The sequence below is a fragment of the Hymenobacter sp. DG25A genome (assembly GCF_001280305.1).
In the GTDB taxonomy this organism is placed as follows: Bacteria; Bacteroidota; Bacteroidia; order Cytophagales; family Hymenobacteraceae; genus Hymenobacter.
This window is the reverse complement of the sequence record NZ_CP012623.1, coordinates 1,754,861-1,773,323: the sequence shown is the minus strand read 5'-3', so window position 1 is coordinate 1,773,323 and position 18,463 is coordinate 1,754,861. Positions and strand designations below refer to the sequence as shown.

The window sequence follows — 18,463 nt, the reverse complement described above, 5'->3', positions numbered from 1 at the left end:
ATGCCTGCGGGGAAACCGCGGTAGAATTGGCTGATATACTCATGTACGGTAGAAAGCGTGACCAGGGCGGCCTAAAAGGATTAAGAGATAATGGTAGCAAGGGGGTATAAAGGCCCGGTCAGCGGCACCTCAATGCGAATACTGGTACCGTGTTCCGAGGTAGAATCAATGTGCAGGGTGCCATTAAGCAGGTTTACTCGATCATGTAGTGTGCGCAGGCCAATGCCCTTGGCTTTGGTTTGCTCGGGAGTAAAACCGCGCCCGTTATCGGTAACTTCCAGAATAATATTGTCCTGCTCCATGCGCACGTGCATCCAGGCCTCCGTGGCATCGGCGTGTTTCACAATGTTGTTGGCCAGCTCCTGCGCCATGCGGTATATAGCCAGCTGCAGGGTGAGGTGCATTGCCGTGGGCAAGGCGGCTACCCAGCAGTGCATGCGTAGCTGGCGGTTGCTGTAATCGTGGCAGATGTCGCGCAGCACGGCTTCCAGTCCCAGCTCTTTGAGGGCGGTAGGGGTAAGCTGATGGGAGAGCGTGCGGGTTTGGGAAATAGCCGAAGACAGCAGATGCACGGTCTTGTGCTTGAGCTCGGTGAAGCGGGCAGCGGGAAGGGGTTGTTCCAGTTGATTCAGGTGCAGCTTGGTGGCATATAAGAGCTGGCCCAGGCCATTGTGCAGGTCTTCGGCAATGCGACGGCGCTCGGTTTCCTGGGCCTCCAGTACGGCATTTACCAAGTGTTGCTGCTGGGCCAGCTTGTTGGCCTCGGCCTGCTTACGGGCCGTAATATCCTCGGCGCTGGTTACGAGGAGGTCCCCGATTCGGCGCGCAGTTATCCGAAACCAGCTCTGCCCTGCTTCGCCCTGATAAGACTGCTCCATATCCAGCAACTCGCCGGTTTTCATCACGCGTTTAAAGTGGTCGAAAACTCCGTTTTTGCGGACGCCGGGGTGCATTTCTGCGTAGCGCATGCCCACCAGGTTTTTGTGGGGCTGCAGGTCGCGGGTGGCTTTGTTAACCACTATGTACACAAAGTCCATCAGCGCGGCGCCCTCATACACGGCCTGCAGCACCGCAAACGCCATGGTCGAAACATCGAAGGCGTTTTGCAGCAGCTCCTGGCTTTCCCGCAGCTGCAGCTCAGTTTGTTTGCGCTCGGTGATATCAGTAGTAGTAATCACTACGCCATCCTCCAGCTTTACCAGAGACAGATTATACCAGCCATTAAACTGCTCGTGCCGGTACTCAATATCGAACTGGGCCGGCACGCCGGTTTCCATAACGGCTACAAAGCGCTGAAAAAGCCCGGTGGGAATGACAGACGGATTATGTTCCAGCAGTGTTTTGCCAATAACCTGCCCCAAAGACTGCAGGCTGAGCGAGTTTAGTACCCGCCACTCGAAATCAATGATGGTACCCTGCTTGTCCCGCACCGCTTGCATCACCTGAATCATGTTGCGGGAGCTATCCAGAATGGCCTGCAGAAACTGCTGGCTTTGCTGAATCTCGACCTCGGCCTGCTTTAGCTCCGTAATCTCGCGGGCAATGGCCAGTACCGTATCTACCTTTCCGTCTACAAACTCGGGGACCAGCCGGGAGAAATAATGCTTGGTATCGGTAGCGGTTGCCACGCTGTTGTAGTGCTCCTGGGCCTCCTGGCTGTCAAAAGTGCGGCGCAGGCTGGCCATCCAGGGCCCGGCAATGTAGCCGGGATGCCCCATTTCCAGGTTGGTTTTGCCCAGCAACGAAAGCAGCGGCTGCCCAGACTTTTCTACCAGGGCTTTGTTGGCGTACACCAGTCGCAGGTTCCGGTCCCAGCGCGTAATTACATCCGGGGTGTTATTGGTAAGGGTGCGGTACTGGATTTCCTGCTGCTTAAAGTCCGTAACATCGTGGGCATATACCAGGAGGCCCCCGGCATAGGGAGCCGTTGAAACCTGGAGCCACAGTTTACGGTGAGGAAGCTGAAACTGGCCTTCCAAACGGCTGCCCTGCGCAATGGCCTCTTGCAGGCACTGCAGCAGCTCAGCGGGAAATTCGGCCGGTAGGTTTTGCCAAAGCTGCCGACCCATAAATTCAGCCGCAGGAATACCCCATAACTCTTCCGCCTTGGCGTTGATGAGCGTAAACGCCCCGGCGGCATCCAACGCAAATACCCCCCAGGGCATGGTGCTGCACAACTGTACCATGCCATCCGGCGGAAGCCCGTGGCCCGGTGCCGCTACGGCGTTGTCTGAACCAAAGGGGCGGCCATCCTGCTGCATGGTTTCAGGAAAAGGGAAGAAAAGGGGTATCAAGCCTTGAAGTTCCTACTTTCTCGGCACGAATAACATGGGGCCGGCAGAAGGCCGTGCTGGTGTAAAAACCAGAGAGAAAGACCTTACCTAAACCTCAACAGTAATCAACAGCCAACCCCGCGCTAAAACCTTAATTTTTAACGTTCTGCCACTTTATGTTAGTGAGGGTATACGTGTTTTTATCAAGAAATAAGAGTGTAACTGCGGAAAACCCGTAGCTCAAAAAACCGTGTTTTCCGCAGGCGCAAACCCCCGTGTTTTTTTCCTCGCCAATGGTAATCAGGACTGCTTTGCACCTGTTTGTTACTAACTGCGCCTAGGCTGGCAGCAGGCTTATAACTCCAGCCGGAGGGCGCCTCAGAAGTACTAACCCTGCTTTTGAGGCGGATTCGATAGTGCAGGAAGGCATAGGAGAAGTATCGGTTGCTTGCCAGTGGTAGACCCGGCTGAGTGGAGGGTAACAGGCATTCCGGACAGCCAATAAAATGACCGCCTCTTTATGCACACCGCTGTATTGATTGTAGCCTCTCCGCCGAAATTGAGCCTTCGCTTATTCTCGTGTTGAGCCTATCGTTGGCGTCTAGAAAATGGAGCCCATGGCCTCGCAGGCGCTAACCCAGGCGGTCGGAAAGTTAGGGTCCTCCGCGTCCGCGGAGGAACGGGCGGCGGGATGGGAGTTGTGTGAGGCAGGTGCCGGGGGAGGAGGCGTAGAGGTAACGCGCTGGCCACTGGTATTGGGTGTGGCCCAAACCCCGGGCTGTGGAGAAACAGGCATCTGCTGAGGTTTCATGGCTGCCGGAATAAGGTGTCCTTTAAGATAAGGAATTTTCGGCTTTCCATCAACTTCGGTAAGTAAAGTTAAATGGTTGAGGAGGAGCTTGTAACTATCAAAAAAGAGAGGAGGAATAGCACTTCTGCCAGAAGGTGGTTTTCTTGCTTTTCTCCCCAAAGCATCCGGAAAAGCCCAAGGGTTTTAGTGAGAAGCCCCATGAGGGAAAACAGGATTGGCAGGGGTTTTTTCTGGCAAAAACCGGATAAAATCGGTATCTTTGTTTAGTAATAAATAGTGCTGAACTAAGCGCCCCACATGAGCGAAACGAAAGAGAAAAAAGGCCCCTCCGAGTACTCCGCGGATAGCATTCAGGTTCTGGAAGGGCTCGAGGCCGTACGTAAGCGGCCGTCCATGTACATTGGCGATACTGGCGTCAAGGGTCTGCACCATCTGGTGTGGGAAGTGGTTGATAACTCCATCGATGAAGCCTTGGCCGGCCACTGTGACCGGATTGAAGTAACCATCAACGAAAACAACTCCATTACCGTCCGCGACAACGGCCGCGGTATCCCCGTTGATTTCCACCACAAAGAAGGCCGCTCGGCCCTGGAGGTGGTCATGACGGTGCTGCACGCCGGTGGCAAGTTCGATAAGGACTCCTACAAGGTGTCCGGCGGCTTGCACGGCGTAGGCGTGAGCTGCGTAAACGCGCTCAGCAAAGACCTGAAAGTAATTGTGCGCCGCAATGGCCACATCTACGAGCAGGATTATAAAATTGGTGTGCCTCAGTACCCGGTAAAGCAAATCGGTGATACCGATGAGCATGGTACCCAGGTAGAGTTCATGCCGGATGATACCATCTTCAGCGAGAGTGTTTACAAGTACGAAACCATTGCTAACCGCCTGCGGGAGCTGTCGTACCTGAACAAAGGCATCCGTATTCTGCTCACCGACCGCCGCGAGACCAACGACGACGGCTCCTATCTGTTTGAGGAGTTTTACTCCGTAGGCGGCCTGAGCGAGTTTGTGCAGTACCTGGACAACAGCCGTAACGTGCTGATGCCTGCCCCCATTCACGTGATAAGCGAGAAAGGCGGCACGCCCGTAGAAGTGGCCCTGGAGTACAACGACTCTTATCAGGAGCACATCTTCAGCTACGTAAACAACATCAATACCATTGAAGGTGGTACGCACGTAGCCGGTTTCCGCTCCGCCCTTACCCGCACGCTGAAAGCCTACGCCGATAAATCCGGCTTGCTGGAAAAGGCCAAGGTAGAGGTGCAGGGTGATGACTTCCGCGAAGGCCTTACCGCTGTTATTTCGGTGAAGGTGCAGGAACCGCAGTTTGAAGGCCAGACGAAAACCAAGCTGGGCAACTCCGATGTGAGCGGGGCAGTAAACCAGGCCGTAGGCGAAATCCTGAACCAGTACTTGGAGGAAAACCCCAAGGAAGCCCGCATTATTGTGGAGAAGGTAATTCTGGCCGCCAAAGCCCGTGTTGCCGCCCGCAAAGCCCGCGAGATGGTGCAGCGTAAATCGGTGCTGGGCTCTACCAGCCTGCCCGGTAAGCTGGCCGACTGCTCGGAATCTGACCCCGCTATCTGCGAGTTGTACCTGGTGGAAGGTGACTCCGCCGGTGGCACTGCCAAACAGGGTCGTAACCGCGCTTTCCAGGCCATTTTGCCACTACGTGGTAAAATCCTGAACGTAGAAAAAGCGCAGGAGCACCGCATCTACGAAAACGAGGAAATCCGGAACATGATTACGGCCCTTGGCGTGAGCTTCGAAAAGAAGACCGACGAGGACGATGGTAGCACCTCCCGTTCCCTGAACATGGACAAGCTGCGCTACCACAAAATCATCATCATGACCGACGCCGACATCGACGGCTCGCACATCCGGACGCTGATTCTGACCTTCTTCTTCCGCTACATGCGGGAGCTGATCGACAATGGCTACATCTACATTGCCCTGCCGCCCCTGTACCTGGTGAAGCGTGGCAAAGAAGAGCGCTATTGCTGGACCGAAGAGGAGCGGATGGCCGCGCAGGAAGAACTAGGCCGCGGTAAGCCGGAAACGGTGAACGTGCAGCGCTACAAAGGCCTGGGCGAGATGAATGCCGAGCAGCTCTGGACAACGACCATGCAGCCGGACACCCGCTCGTTGAAGCGTGTGGACGTAGAATCGGGCGTGGAAGCTGACCACCTGTTCTCCATGCTGATGGGCGACGAAGTGCCGCCCCGCCGCGAGTTCATCGAGAAAAACGCCAAATACGCCAAGCTGGATGTATAAGCTGCCTTCCGTTCCTTATTGGATCTGACAAAAGAAAGCTCGCCCCGGCGAGCTTTTTTTTGTCGGTATGCCGACCATTATTTCGCTATGACAACATCCCGACAACTCATTTCTTCCGGTGCTCCGTGGGAGGCAGTAGTAGGCTATTCCCGGGCCGTGCGGGTGGGCAACGTGGTGGAAGTGTCCGGCACCACCGCGCAGGATGGTGACTCCGTAGCCGGCGGCGACGCCTACCGGCAAACCGTGCGTATTCTGGAAAAAATTGCGGCGGCACTAACCCAGGCCGGCGCTACGTTGCAGGATGTAGTGCGCACCCGCATCTACGTCACCGATATTTCGGAGTGGGAAGCGGTAGGCCGCGCCCATGCTGAGGTATTCAGCCGGATTCGCCCGGCTACCAGCATGGTGGAGGTGCGCGCCCTGATTGATTCGCGCTTGTTGGTCGAAATTGAGGCCACTGCTATTATTTCCTGACCTGCATATGCGCCGGGGAGGCCGCCACGTACGTATCTTACCCCGGTTTTTTACTCCGCTATGAAAATCTTCAAATCCGCCGACCTCATCCGGAAAAGTAAATACATCAGCCGCGACCTGAGCTGGCTGCGGTTTAACTACCGCGTGCTGGATCAGGCCAAGGACACCAGCAAGTCGGTGTTCGACCGGCTGCGGTTCCTGAGCATCACCAGCAGCAACCTCGATGAGTTCTTCATGATTCGGGTGGGCTCGCTGTATAACTATATTGACTACGGCAAGGAGCGGGTAGACTACTCCGGGCTGCGGGAGCTGCCGTTCCGGCGCAAACTGCTGGACTTTGCGCACCGTTTTGTCAACGACCAGTCGCTGACCTATCTGCACGAGCTGAAGCCAAATTTCGAGAAGAATGGCTTCAACATTCTGCGCATGGATGAGCTCACAGAGCTGGAGCTGAAGAAAGCCGAGGGCTACTTCAAGCACACGCTCTACCCGCTGCTCACGCCCATGGTATACGACTCCTACCACGGCTTCCCGCTGATGATGAACCAGATGCTCATCTTTGGGGTAGTCACGCGTACGGGCCCGGATACCGATGCGGAGAAAGGGCAGGAGCGCCTCACGTTTGTGCAGATTCCGCAGAACCTCTCGCGCTTCTTTGAGCTCACGCGCAAAGACAAAGTCATCTTTGTGCCCATTGAGGAAATTGTGCGGGAAAACCTGCCCAAGCTGTTCCGCAACATTGATATCGTATCGGCCAATCTGTTCCGCATCACCCGCAACGGCGACTTTACGCTAGAAGAATCGGAAGACATTGACGTCGACTTCATCAAGGAAATTCAGGTGGGCCTCAAAACCCGCAAGAAGGGCCGCGTAGTACGCCTGGAAGTGGAGCGCGACGCCTCGCCGGTGCTGATGAACGTGCTTAAGGAGCGCTGGAAAATTGATAACGGCAACGTCTTCGTCATCAGCGCACTGATGGATATGCGGGGCTTCCTGCAGATTCTCAAGCACCCCAACCTGCGCGGCAAAAGCAGCAAACAGCCCTCGCCGGTTACGCCGCTTAGCCTGCCCGAAGGCGCCGAGGACAACCTTTTCGAATACCTGAAGCACCACGATGTGCTGCTGAACCACCCCTACAACAGCATTGAGCCGGTGGTACGCCTGCTGGAGCAGGCCGCCGAAGACCCGCACGTGCTGGGCATCAAGCAAACCATCTACCGCCTCGCCGATGATTCCCGCGTGACAGCGGCGCTGCTGAAGGCGGCGGAAAACGGCAAGCACGTTTCGGTGCTGTTTGAGGTGAAGGCCCGCTTTGATGAGGAGCGCAACATCCGGGAAGGCGGCCGTCTGGAAAAGGCGGGCTGCTTTGTCATCTATGGCGTGTCGAAATACAAGACGCACACCAAGATGCTGATGATCATCCGGAAGGAGGGCGACAAGGTGACGCGCTACGTGCACATCGGCTCCGGCAACTACAACGAGCAAACCAGCAAGATTTACACCGATGTGAGCCTGCTGACCACCAACGAGGTGTATGGCCACGATGTATCGGAGTTCTTCAACGTAATTACCGGTCACTCCCAGCCCGATAACTACGAGTACCTGATTACGGCGCCCAAGGACATGCGCCAGCAGCTCATTCACCTGATTCGGGAGGAAGGCAAGAATGCCAAAAAAGGCATTCCGAGCGGCATCGTGATGAAGATGAACTCCCTGGAAGACAAGGAGGTAATTGACGAGCTGTACAAAGCCTCCAAAGCCGGGGTTCCTATTCGGCTGGTGGTGCGGGGCATCTGTTGCCTGCGCCCGGGCCGCCCCGGCCTGAGCGACAATATTGAGGTGCGCAGCATTGTGGGCGAGTACCTGGAACACGCCCGCCTATTCTACTTCCACCACGCCGGCAATCCGCTGATGTATGCTGGTTCCGCCGATATCATGGTGCGCTCCTTCGACCGCCGCATTGAGGCGCTCTTCAGTATTGTAAATCCGCAGCTGAAGCGCGAGGCCATCAACATCCTCTACTTCAACCTGCGCGACAACCAGAACACCTACCTCATGCGCGAGGACGGGGCCTACGTGCGCCGCCAGCCCGGCCTAGATGAGCCCGTGTTTAACGTGCACAAGGAGTTCTATCACAAAAACTACAGCCTGGTAGATGAAGGAGGACTGTATCAGGACTACCTCACGCCCAAAGCCATAGCCAACACCGTGGTAGAGGAAGCCACGCCACCCGTCACGGCCTCCGACGAAGACTCCGAGGACGTAGTGGTGGAATGTCTGACGCCCATTGATACCGGTGAAGTGGAGGATGCGGAAACCGTAGAAACTCCCGGGACTACTCCTACCTGCGCGTAGCTGGCAAGTTCCTCGTAAACGATAAAGCCCCGCCCGATTCAAATCGGGCGGGGCTTTCTATTTTGGATGAAAGAGAAGCAGCGTTTTAGCTGGCTTCGTCGTTGTCGCGGCTTTGCACGGTGAGCTTGGGCTTAGGACCCTTGCGGAGCAGGGCTGAGGGCTCAATCTCATCGAAATGCTCTTCGAACAGGGACTGGAGCATGCCGTCTTTCAGGCCGATATCCGGGACCAGCATGGTATGGATGTTGGCCCATTCCATGGCCGCCAGGTAAATGTGGCCGGCGGGCACAATCACATCGGCGCGGTCGGGGTTCAGCATGGCTACGTTCACCCGCTCATCCATGCTCATGCTGGTGAGGTGGTCCAGCACGGTGGCAATGCGGGCGCGGGTAACGGGCTTGTCCAACTGGGGCTGGGCCATGCTGTAGAGCTTATTGATGTTGCCGCCCGTGCCAATGGCGCGCGTTACGTGGAAGCGACGGGCGTTTTCCGTTACCCAGTCTTCCATGCGCTTCCAGGTGCCGTTCAGGGCATCGGTATCCAGGCCGGATTCTTCCTGCTGCATGCGCCGGATAGAGCCTACCTCAAAGGACTGGGAGGCTACTTTGCGCCGGTCGTGGTAGATGTTGAACTCGGTGCTGCCTCCGCCTACATCTATGTGCAGGTAGTGCTTTTTATCTTCCAGCAGCTGCTCGATGACGCGGTTGATGAAGGCGGCTTCGGCCTGGCCGTCAATCACCTGTACCTTCATGCCCAGCTCGCGCTCAATCCGGTCGGCTACTTCCTGGCCGTTTTTGGCGGTGCGCATGGCGGAGGTGGCGCATATCAGGTAATGATTCGGGGCCACATCGTGCACCTCCATCAGCAGCTTGAGTGCGTGCAGCAGCTTTACAAACTTGTCCTGCCGGGGCTGGGAAATATTGCCCGAGGCGAAAACATCTTCGCCTAAGCGCAAAGGGTAGCGCACATATTCCACCCGCTTAAGCCGGTACCGGTCGCCGTAGTGGAGCACCGCCGAAATCTGACACCGTACGGCATTGGATCCAATATCAATAGCGGCCAGTTTCAGGAGCGGATACTGCATGAAGTAGGGGTAGAATGAATAGGGAAAATCAAAGATAGTTGATTGTGTTTTCTCCACTAGCAGCTATTCTCGATATACGCTGCTGCTATTCCATGCAAAAAGCCGCGGCGGGTTCACCCGGCCGCGGCTTTTTACAAACAATTGCTAGGCGGGTCTACTGATCAATATTGAAGCCGAGGCCAAATTGCAACAGGGCGCTTTCCTCCTTTGAAACCTGATAGGAAACGGACAACGCCAGCTGCTCAGATACGGGTGCTACGTAAAAGCCTGCCCCGTAGCCCGTATGCCAGCCGCCCGGTGAGTCGCCTTTGTAGTACACGCGGCCCCGGTCATAGAGCCCGAATAAGCCATAGTAGAACGGCAGAATGGAGTTGCTGCTGCGGCCCAGGGCTAGGCGCACCTCCGTGTTCAGGTACAGGCTGGCGTCGCCGGTGAAGCGGTTGCGAACGTAGCCGCGCAGGTTTTCGCGCTGACCCAGCAGTGCATATTTGTAGAAAGGAATGTCATCCTGGCTGCCGTAGTTTTTCGCGCCGCCCCCTTTTATCACCAGCGTAACGGGAATGGCAATGCGGGCGGTGGTATAGAACTCGCCGAAGGCCTGCGTAAGCCCGAAGTATGACTTGCTGCGGTTCAGCTGCCGGTAGCTGTCGTGCCGGGCCAGCAGCCGCACACCCCGCCGGGCATAGGTTTTCCGGTCGCGCAAATCCAAGTCTACCAACGCATTCAGGCCCACCAGGCGCTGGAAAGCGGTATTGGGGGTAGGCGTGTCAGAGTTTGGCTCCTGCTGCAGCTGGCCCAGGTAGCTGTTGCCGGCAAAATTGGTGGTGTACTGCTCATAGGTGGGACCAAAACGCACCAGGCTCCGATGCAGGAAAGTGTGCTCCGTGAAGGCATTGGCCGTAAAGCCTTTGTAGCGGGCCTTGTAGAAATTATCATTGTAAAGCCCGTCATTCTTCACGGTGTTATTACCCAGCCCAAAGAAATTGTAGAACTGGAAATAGTTGCCGTACTCCGTTCGAAGCCCGATATCCCACTTCTTGATGGCGTAGCGGTACCGGGAATTAAGCGCCACCTGAAAGTTGCCGTTGCTGGAGCCCTGAATATCGATGCCATACAGGTTCTTGAAGCCGGGCTTACGGAACCCCTGGTGCACTACATCGAACCCGACGCCAATTCCAAAACCGTCGCTCTGGTTGAAGATGAGCGTGGCCCGCGGGTTGTAACCATCATACTCAAAGGCTTCCCGGTCGTAGCGGTTGATGCCTTGCTTGTTGGAGGTGCGGTTATCGGTTTCGGAGCTGGCCTGCAGCTGGGTTTCCGGCACGTCATACACCTTGGTGAGGGTACGCAGACCCTGCACCTGGGAGTTATCGGTAATCCGGTCTTTGCCGTCGCCGCCAATGATGCGCACCAGAATGCTTTTGGGGGCGGAGCCGGTTACGGTAAAAATGTCCTGTTCATCGAGCCCGTACAGCGCAATTTCCTCGGTTTCTCCGCGCTTGAAGGTGCGGTCGAACAATGGCTCGCCTTCGGGAGCATCCGTGCCTTTGGCCTTATCAAACATGCGCACCCGCACGTTGCCGTCGGGCAGGCGGTCCACCTGAAATACCTCGCTTTTGTTGGAGCCTACTACGTCCACGCGCTTGGCCAGCATCAGATAATATTCATCCAAAGCCTTTGGCAATTCCTGAATGCGGGATTTCAGCTTGCGGTTGATTTCCTGCCCGGAAAGCGGCTGAATCTCGGCCGGAAACTGGGCCGTTGCCTGGTCGATGGCGGCCGGGGTAATTTTCTCCTGCAGGTAGTGGCCAATGTCCTGCCACTGCTCCCGCGTGAGAGACTGCAGCAGGAAACGGTCCAGGTGGCGAGCAGGCCAGTTCAGGCTTTCCAAATCGTGAAATTTGGCCTGGAAATCCTCAATGCTGGGCACGGCCCATTCCCGGTTAGCCGTCCACGTCAGCAGGCCATTCCACAGGGTAAAGCTCTGGTCCCGGTCGCGGGGAATGGGTTTGTAAATAGTTACGCCATCCTGCTTATAGCCCGCCCATTTCCAGTTGTCTTCGTGCTTGCCAAAGTCGGCAACCAGCATATCAAAGGCGCGGGCGCGGCCCAGGGCCTGCGCATCTACGCGGCTGTCGTGGTCTTTATAAAGCTGCCGAATGAAGCTGAAAGACCGGCGGATATCATTGGCCCCGCCAAACCCCGGCGTATTGGATTTCGGGTCCCAGGGGTCATCTTCCAGCGTGCCCAGCAGGCCGGCGTATTCCTCGCGGTAGGGGCCCAGCTGCTGGTTATCGGGCAGCACAAACAGGCGGGGCCGCGCGTGCAGAATATCAGTCTGATCAAGCAGGGAGCTGATAGCCAGCGCCGAGTAGGGGTGAGCCGTGGGGGTGATGTCGCGGAGCACATCACCGGCAATGGATTTGCGCAGCTCGGGCGGCAGAATCTTGGTAACGTCTTTATCTACGGACCGGAACACATATTCCGTGCTATCGGCCGCTATCAGCTTGAGGGAAGTGGTTTGCCGGCCACCGCCCCGGCCATACGGGAACAGGCCACCTTTTTCTGTGCTTAGATTAAGCGTGGGTACCTGCACCGGCTGGGCCCAGGTAGTCCGGTACAGCCGCCCCAGGAAGAAATTACGGGCGGCGCCATCCTTGTATTCCGGTCCGGCCGCTACGGTTACCGTGAGCTGAAAAGGGGCATCGGGTTTAGCCGCCGCCACGCGCGGCGAGGCGCCGGGGCATTCTGAAATAAAGGAATTAACCGGCACCTTAGGCAGGCGAGGCTCCGTGCAGGCCGATTGAAAAACCGTAGCAGAAAAGGCTTCCCGGGCGGTTTCGGCAGTAGGGCCAAAGGTGTAGAACACGGTCTTCACCGTGCCATCGGCAAAGTATTGAATCTTGGAGAAGCCTTGTTCGGCCTTATTATACAGGGCTTGGGCATTGGCGCCCACGTGTTGGGATTCCGTGAAGCTGCCGGCAATAAGCTGGTAGTTTGCCTGCTGCTGAATCTGGTTGAGCTGCAGACTGTACTCGTGCGAGGAAGCGTAAATAACGCCGGGGTTTTCGCGCAGGGTGCTGAGCATTTCCTTGCGGAAATCCTGGTAGGCCGGGTAGGCCATGTCGCGGGGGGTGCCTATGTTCTGGCGGAAGGCGGCGTAGAGCGTGCCAAATACCGGCGGCAGCAGGTGACGGGAGAGTGGCATGCGACCCCCATAGATACCGTTGCTGATAATGGGCTGATGACCTACCAGCAGCACATTGGTGCCCTTGGTATCAGTGAGAATATCCTGAAGCTGTTCGCGGAATTCTTCCCTGGTCAGGGTTTTGCACTCCGTGTCGGGGGCTTCGGGCCGGTCATAAGGGTGCGTCCACCAGGGCGAGTTAATGGCTACCAGCCGCACCAGCGGGGCCACATCAATTACCTCCGGGCCGGGGCAGCCGCCCGTAGGCGCAAAGGCGTTCTGGCCGGGCAGCTTGCTTTCAATGTATTTCTCCAGGCGCCGCACCCGCTTCAGGCCATCGGGGCCGGAATTTGCCCAGTCTTTATCCCCGGGTATAAAATAGAGCTTGCCGTTGGGCAGGCCGCTCACCAGCGCAATCAGGGCATCGGCGCGGGCGGTTTGGGCCGAGGCGCTATCCTGCTTGCTGCCCATACCATCCGGACCTACAATATCGCCCAGATGTACTACGGTGAAGGGGCCGGATTCCTGTTCCAGCGTGTGCCTAAGAGCCTGCAGATGCGCCGGGGAGGGAGCCGTGGTAGCGGTATTGCCCAGCAGATAAACCGTATGCGCCGGCCCTGGCGTTTGGGCATACAATGGGGTACTTATAAGCAGACCGGCCAGCAGCCAGAAAGAGGAGATTTTTCGCATAGAGCGTGGAGTGAATGCTCACATACGTAGTATCGGTGCAAAAGTATTCACCCCATAATCCAGTTAATTGACGCAGCCCGGTTTCAGTTGGAGCCCAGGGAATAACAATTGCATATTTTGCCAATATTGAGCTCCATCCCTCCCCAAAAATCCTATGAATATTCCGCTACCCGATAGGCCCGTGCTGGTGGTTGGGGCCGGCCCTACCGGCCTGATGCTGGCGCTGGAGCTGGTGCGCCACGGCATTGCCCCCAGAATTATTGACGCCCGGCCGGGGCCGTCTCCACTAAGCCGAGCCCTGGTGGTGCATGCCCGCACGCTGGAGCTGCTGGACCGGCACGGTCTGGCGGAGGCTTTTGGGCGGCAGGGGCAGCTGGTAGCAGGCCTAAACCTGCGGATAAGGGGTCGGGTGGTAGCACATGTGCCGCTGGGCCGGATAGGAGCCACCCTTAGCCCGTTTCCTTACCTGCTCATTGTCTCGCAAGACCAGACGGAGCGACTATTGCGCGAAGCATTGGCCGCGCAGGGAATACAGGTGGAGTGGCATACCGAGCTGACCTCGCTGCAGATTAATCCCCCGCCGGAGGAAGGCGTTACGGTACAGCTGCATCAGGAAACCCAGCCGGAAACCGCTCATTTTCGCTTTTTGGCGGGCTGTGATGGCGCCAACTCCGCTACCCGCCGGGCCTTGGATATCAAATTTCCGGGCGGCACCTACAAGCAGGTGTTCTTTGTAGCCGATACCCGGGTTTCGGGGCTGACCGGCAACCACGACAAGGAGCGGTATTTACAGGTGGCCGTGCAACCGGAGGCATTTTATGCCTTTTTCCCTATGCAGGAGCAGCGCACACGCATTATTGGGGTATTGCCGGATGGAGTAGCGCCGGAAGCCGCCACTTTTGAAGATGTGCGGCCCCGGCTGGAAACCTCGGAGAAGGTAAAAGTGGACGAGGTATTCTGGTTTTCCACCTACAAAGTCCATCATCGGGTAGCGGCCAGTTTTCAGCAGGGCCCGGTTTTTCTGGCCGGCGATGCTGCCCACGTGCATAGTCCGGCGGGTGGGCAGGGCATGAACACCGGCATGGGCGATGCCGTGAATCTGGGCTGGAAACTGGCGGCCGTGCTGCGCGGCGCATCCTCCAGCGCCTTGCTGCCAACGTATTCCCTGGAGCGGATTCCCTTTGCCCAGAAGCTGGTGGCCACCACCGACCGCGCCTTTTCCGTGGCAACGCGCCCTTCTAAAGCAGCCAACTTTGGGCGGTTACGGATTCTGCCCATTCTACTGCCATTGCTGGCTCGGCTTCCATTCATGCGGCAGTTGGTATTCCGTACTGTTTCTCAAATCAGCATTGCCTATCCTGATTCGCCCTTAAGCGTGGGGGCTGCTTCCCATGTTGATGCGGGCGAAAGGCTGCCCTGGCAGGCCGATGGGCGTTTTGAGGCACTGCGCCCAGCGGGCTGGCATCTATTCACGGTAGCGGAACCCTCAACTGAAATAAAGGAATGGGCCAGCCTGCGGGAGCTTCCCCTCACCGTTATCCGACCTATGCCCGCTGAAACGCCCGGCACCGTTTACCTGCTGCGCCCCGATGGTTACCTGGGCCTGGTAGCGCCTCAGTTTGAAGAAACCCAGTTTACGGCCTACGCTGACCAGTGGGGCGTAGGGAAAGCGCCCTTCCGGGTGCTGTCGGTGGGGGCCATGCGCTAGAGTTCTGCCAAGAGCTGTGCGGCCAGCCGGGGCACGCCGGTGGTGGCGGGCTCGGTTATAAAATGCAGGTTGCGGCGCGCCGTAAGCGGCGGCTGGTGCGGGTCAATTATGTAGAGTGGGCAATTGGTAGGGGCGTAGTGCACTAGGTTAGCGGCCGGATATACCTGCAGGGAAGTCCCGATTACCGCAAAAACGTCGGCGGTGGCGGCTTCTTCCATGGCGCGCTCCATGAGCGGCACGGCCTCCCCAAACCACACAATGTTGGGGCGCAGCTGCGAGCCTTTCTCACACAGCTCGCCCAGCTCAATCCGGTCCGAAGTCATAGGGTAAACCAGCTCTTCGTGCCGGGAGCTGCGGGCTTCAAACAGCTTGCCATGCAAATGAATAACGTGGCTGCTACCGGCCCGCTCGTGCAGCTCATCCACATTCTGTGTGATGATAACCACTTCGTAGGCTTGCTCCAGAGCCACCAAGGCTTTATGGCCCGCGTTAGGCTGGGCCGCCCGGGCCGCTGCGCGCCGCTGATTATAAAAATCGAGCACCAGTTCCGGGTTGCGCGCCCAGCCTTCCGGCGAAGCCACATCCTCCACGCGGTGCCCTTCCCACAGCCCATCAAAACCCCGGAATGTAGCCAGCCCGCTTTCCGCCGAAATACCGGCCCCGGTAAGGGCTACCAGTTTCTTTTTCATATACTCGATGTAATTTTTTGCTATTAAAAACAATCTTAGTAACGATACATAGTATAGGGAAGAGAATTATATCTAGTTCTAGACTCTTATCATAATGTACGTTATAAGCGGGATTTCGGAATAGTGGTGGTTTTTGCCCCATTGCCCCTATCCAATGAATGTGGTACTTTTCCGGTCGGGGCCTTGTTTGCGTTGCTGACTTTCGACCAAGGCCACCTCGGTCAGTGCAAAGTTCTTTGCGTGACGGGCGGCTTAGGCTGGGTCGAGTCGCCGCCTTTGACACTCCTAAAGCATCATGGCGTGAAAGCCCTTTTTTCAAGATGGGCATTAGACCAGTGATACCTAAAGTGCTGAGTTTTCACAAGCTTAATACTAAAAGACTAGCCAACTTCCGGCGTTAACTGTTTTGGCTGGCTTCCTACTTCAATAGCCGCGCCAGTGCCTCCGGCAGCGCGTCGCCGCGCAGGTTCAGGGCGATAATTTTACCCGTGGGGTCTACCAGGACATTCTGCGGAATGAACGTAATGGAATAGGCGGTGGCTGCCTGGCTGTGCCAGCCTTTCAGCTCGGCTACCTGCGTCCAAGGCAGCTGGTCAGCCTCAATGGCTTTCAGCCATTTGGCCCGGTCCCGAGCCTCGTCGAGCGAGACGCTGAGCACGTCGAAGTTCTTGGCTTTGTAGGCGTGGTAGGATTTCACCAGGTTGGGGTTTTCGGCACGGCAGGGGCCACACCACGAGGCCCAGAAGTCGACCAGCACGTACTTGCCGCGGTAGTCGCTGAGCGATACGGACCGGCCGTCGGGCGTGGTTTGGGTGAAGTCGGGGGCCAGTTGCCCTACCTGCAGGGCCGTATTTGCTTTCGACTCGGGCTTGAGGCCCAGCGCGTTCTGCCGGATGGTCCGCCGGAGCTCCTTGGCCCGCGGATTGTTGAACACTTCGGGTGACAGGGTTGGGAGCAGGGCCAGCACCAGCGCGGCGTTCTTTGGATCTCGGCTCATCGGGTTCAGGACCGTCAGGCTGATGAACGACGTAGGGTGGGCGCGGACGAAAACAGAATCCAGGCGGGTGCGCTCTTGCAGCAATGCCGCGCGCCGGGCCTGCAGGCCCGGCCGGAAGGCCGGCGACTCCTGCTGCGCCGGCGTAGCGGCCTGCCGCTCCTTCTCCAGCGCCTTGAGTTGCTTGTCTACCGGTTCATGAGACGCCCATAATTCCTGCCAGGCGTCGGTCAGCGGCGAGCCGCCCACCTGCGAGTTCCTGAGCGAATCGGGGCTGGTGAAGACGAGCGTGCCTAGTTCGAGCCAAAAGACCGCCTTGTGATCTGACATATCGTCCCTATGCCGCCGCATAGTGAGATATGCTTTCGTGGGTTCATCCACAGTACCCTTTAGTTTGAAGCGCCCGTTCTTGACCAGCGCAGAATCTGACATACTCCCACCACGCAAATACACGTAGGTCGGCTTGCCGCGGTACGTATCCGAACCCAGGCGCCCCTTCAGCATGAAGGGAATAGGCGTTTGCGCAGCGGCTAGGCTTGGTACCAGCAGCAGCAGGAGCAAGTAGTTCTTCATGGGGAATCAATGGAAGAATTTAAACTTTTGCAAGCATGGAGAAGACGACTAAACGAGGTGCTCTTACCAGCGAAGCGCCGAAAACACTCTAATACCTTTATTTCCTACGTGCTTACTCAACTGCCGCGGCTGTGTTGCTGCCCAGCTTGGCGTGTGTGCTGCTGGGCCACTTGGCGTTGCGCTGCCTACTCCAACTGCGGGTTGAGTTCTTTTACCAGCCGATTTGCTTTGACTTGATGACTAAAGTAAGTCGTCATATTGATAAACCCTTAAGGCAAATTATAGTCTGCCACGTTACTCAAAGCGGCCCAGCTCCTCCCGCCGGAACGTCCATTCCGGGGTACTGACATGGGCCGCCTGCGGGTCAAGCAGAAACCAGGCTCCCAGCCCGGTTTCATCCCACACATTTTCCAGCACGTGCATCTGCTGCGCGGGCATATAGCTTTGCGCCAGCAGCGCTGCCCGCCGCCCGGTTTCGGGCTGCACGGCCACGTCCAGCACCAGCACCGCGTGGCCCGGCGAACCGCCCCGGATTAAAATGTCGCCGGGCTGCACCTGGGCCAGCGGCATGGGCCGCAGTTCCTGGCTAAGGGAAAGGGTGCCGGCATACGTAAAAATCTGGTCCAGGTAGCGGCGCAGAACGGCGTGGGTGGGCTGCTCCACCGCCTTGGGCGCGGGTTGCGCGCTATTGCCGCTTATGCGAAAACCAGTGCCCGAGTACCAATCCTGAAACCGGATGTCGTCGCCGCTGGTCAGGTGAAAATGCACTTGATTGGGGTCCTGGCTGAATTGATATTCGGCCCGCAGGCGGATAACGGCATCGGCGCACTGCTGCAGGTCGCGGGTGCCTACGTCCAGGTCCAGCACAGCGGCATGTACATCCTGCCGGTCTTTGAGGTGGCCGTTGTAAAGCTTAACCGGAGTGCCGGCGGGCAGCAGCGGCAGGTAGCGCAGCCAGTTCCCGAAGGAGCCCGGCATAAGCTCCACCCGCTGGTAGCCTTTGGGGGGAAGAATGCGTGCGGCTACGGTCTGGCGGGGGTTATAGCGGCCGGCCGCCAGCCACGGATAAGTGTTCCGGCTGCCCTCCGCCAAATCCGGAGTTGGTGGAGCGGAGGCGGCCATCGTTTCAGATTCTGCCTTAGGACTGGAGCAGCAGAAGAGCAGGATGAGAAACGGAAAGGCAGCTTTCATCAAGATAAAAAATCGAATTAGGCATAGGATAGAGGCAACAAGAACGCCAATTCGGGATAAGTATTTTACGCCTTAAACCAAAAGAAGCCCCGGCCTTTTATGGCCAGGGCTTCTTTTTAAAAGAACAAATAAACCTTTGTCATCCTGAGCTCTGCGAAGG

General features: G+C 57.2%; 11 protein-coding genes. 4 read left to right on the top strand and 7 right to left on the bottom strand.

Going from position 1 to position 18,463, the window contains the following annotated elements:
• Nucleotides 1–80: 80 nt before the first annotated feature.
• Nucleotides 81–2,261, bottom strand: coding sequence for a PAS domain-containing sensor histidine kinase (locus AM218_RS07625; protein ID WP_054413310.1), 2,181 nt, complete (start codon nt 2,259–2,261; stop codon nt 81–83).
• Between the two features lie 613 nt (nt 2,262–2,874).
• A complete protein-coding gene (locus AM218_RS16745; RefSeq protein ID WP_231717572.1) occupies nt 2,875–3,069 on the bottom strand; it encodes a hypothetical protein in 195 nt (64 codons plus the stop codon).
• Nucleotides 3,070–3,381: 312 nt separating this feature from the next.
• Between AM218_RS16745 and gyrB the strand changes: the two genes are divergently transcribed.
• The 3 genes from gyrB to ppk1 all read left to right on the top strand — a co-directional run bounded on the left by gyrB (nt 3,382) and on the right by ppk1 (nt 8,187).
• Nucleotides 3,382–5,358 (top strand): DNA topoisomerase (ATP-hydrolyzing) subunit B, encoded by a 1,977-nt coding sequence (gene gyrB / locus AM218_RS07620; protein ID WP_054413309.1) that lies wholly within the window; start codon nt 3,382–3,384, stop codon nt 5,356–5,358.
• An 87-nt stretch (nt 5,359–5,445) separates the two neighbouring features.
• Nucleotides 5,446–5,832, top strand: a complete 387-nt coding sequence (locus AM218_RS07615; RefSeq protein ID WP_054413308.1) for a RidA family protein — start codon at nt 5,446–5,448, stop codon at nt 5,830–5,832.
• Nucleotides 5,833–5,892: 60 nt separating this feature from the next.
• Nucleotides 5,893–8,187 (top strand): polyphosphate kinase 1, encoded by a 2,295-nt coding sequence (ppk1, locus tag AM218_RS07610; RefSeq protein ID WP_082318120.1) that lies wholly within the window; start codon nt 5,893–5,895, stop codon nt 8,185–8,187.
• A gap of 85 nt (nt 8,188–8,272) precedes the next feature.
• On the opposite strand, the gene AM218_RS07605 is transcribed toward ppk1, so the two are convergent.
• Both AM218_RS07605 and AM218_RS07600 read right to left on the bottom strand, forming a co-directional pair.
• Nucleotides 8,273–9,271, bottom strand: a complete 999-nt coding sequence (locus tag AM218_RS07605) for a Ppx/GppA phosphatase family protein (RefSeq protein ID WP_054415401.1) — start codon at nt 9,269–9,271, stop codon at nt 8,273–8,275.
• Nucleotides 9,272–9,425: 154 nt separating this feature from the next.
• A complete protein-coding gene (locus AM218_RS07600) occupies nt 9,426–13,148 on the bottom strand; it encodes a metallophosphoesterase family protein (RefSeq protein ID WP_054413307.1) in 3,723 nt (1,240 codons plus the stop codon).
• A gap of 154 nt (nt 13,149–13,302) precedes the next feature.
• On the opposite strand from AM218_RS07600, the gene AM218_RS07595 reads away from it, so the two are divergent.
• A complete protein-coding gene (locus AM218_RS07595) occupies nt 13,303–14,856 on the top strand; it encodes an FAD-dependent monooxygenase (protein ID WP_082318119.1) in 1,554 nt (517 codons plus the stop codon).
• On the opposite strand, the gene AM218_RS07590 is transcribed toward AM218_RS07595, so the two are convergent.
• From AM218_RS07590 to AM218_RS07580, 3 genes are all read right to left on the bottom strand, one after another.
• On the bottom strand, nt 14,853–15,545 hold the full coding sequence (locus AM218_RS07590; protein ID WP_054413305.1) for an SIR2 family NAD-dependent protein deacylase: 693 nt from the start codon (nt 15,543–15,545) through the stop codon (nt 14,853–14,855). The genes AM218_RS07595 and AM218_RS07590 overlap by 4 nt on opposite strands.
• A 418-nt stretch (nt 15,546–15,963) precedes the next feature.
• On the bottom strand, nt 15,964–17,112 hold the full coding sequence (locus AM218_RS07585; protein ID WP_054413304.1) for a TlpA disulfide reductase family protein: 1,149 nt from the start codon (nt 17,110–17,112) through the stop codon (nt 15,964–15,966).
• Between the two features lie 294 nt (nt 17,113–17,406).
• Nucleotides 17,407–18,234: a DUF4846 domain-containing protein gene (locus AM218_RS07580; RefSeq protein WP_231717571.1), complete on the bottom strand. Its 828-nt coding sequence runs from the start codon at nt 18,232–18,234 to the stop codon at nt 17,407–17,409.
• Nucleotides 18,235–18,463 lie beyond the last annotated feature (229 nt).

What these genes read in the sequence shown, in the direction of transcription:
- AM218_RS07595 (WP_082318119.1), top strand. Translation starts at nt 13,303, where the DNA reads ATGAATATTCCGCTACCCGATAGGCCCGTGCTGGTGGTTGGGGCCGGC.
- AM218_RS07615 (WP_054413308.1), top strand. Translation starts at nt 5,446, where the DNA reads ATGACAACATCCCGACAACTCATTTCTTCCGGTGCTCCGTGGGAGGCA.
- AM218_RS16745 (WP_231717572.1), bottom strand. Translation starts at nt 3,069, where the DNA reads ATGCCTGTTTCTCCACAGCCCGGGGTTTGGGCCACACCCAATACCAGT.
- AM218_RS07625 (WP_054413310.1), bottom strand. Translation starts at nt 2,261, where the DNA reads ATGCAGCAGGATGGCCGCCCCTTTGGTTCAGACAACGCCGTAGCGGCA.
- AM218_RS07600 (WP_054413307.1), bottom strand. Translation starts at nt 13,148, where the DNA reads ATGCGAAAAATCTCCTCTTTCTGGCTGCTGGCCGGTCTGCTTATAAGT.
- AM218_RS07585 (WP_054413304.1), bottom strand. Translation starts at nt 17,112, where the DNA reads ATGAAGAACTACTTGCTCCTGCTGCTGCTGGTACCAAGCCTAGCCGCT.
- ppk1 (WP_082318120.1), top strand. Translation starts at nt 5,893, where the DNA reads ATGAAAATCTTCAAATCCGCCGACCTCATCCGGAAAAGTAAATACATC.
- AM218_RS07580 (WP_231717571.1), bottom strand. Translation starts at nt 18,234, where the DNA reads ATGGCCGCCTCCGCTCCACCAACTCCGGATTTGGCGGAGGGCAGCCGG.
- gyrB (WP_054413309.1), top strand. Translation starts at nt 3,382, where the DNA reads ATGAGCGAAACGAAAGAGAAAAAAGGCCCCTCCGAGTACTCCGCGGAT.
- AM218_RS07605 (WP_054415401.1), bottom strand. Translation starts at nt 9,271, where the DNA reads ATGCAGTATCCGCTCCTGAAACTGGCCGCTATTGATATTGGATCCAAT.
- AM218_RS07590 (WP_054413305.1), bottom strand. Translation starts at nt 15,545, where the DNA reads ATGAAAAAGAAACTGGTAGCCCTTACCGGGGCCGGTATTTCGGCGGAA.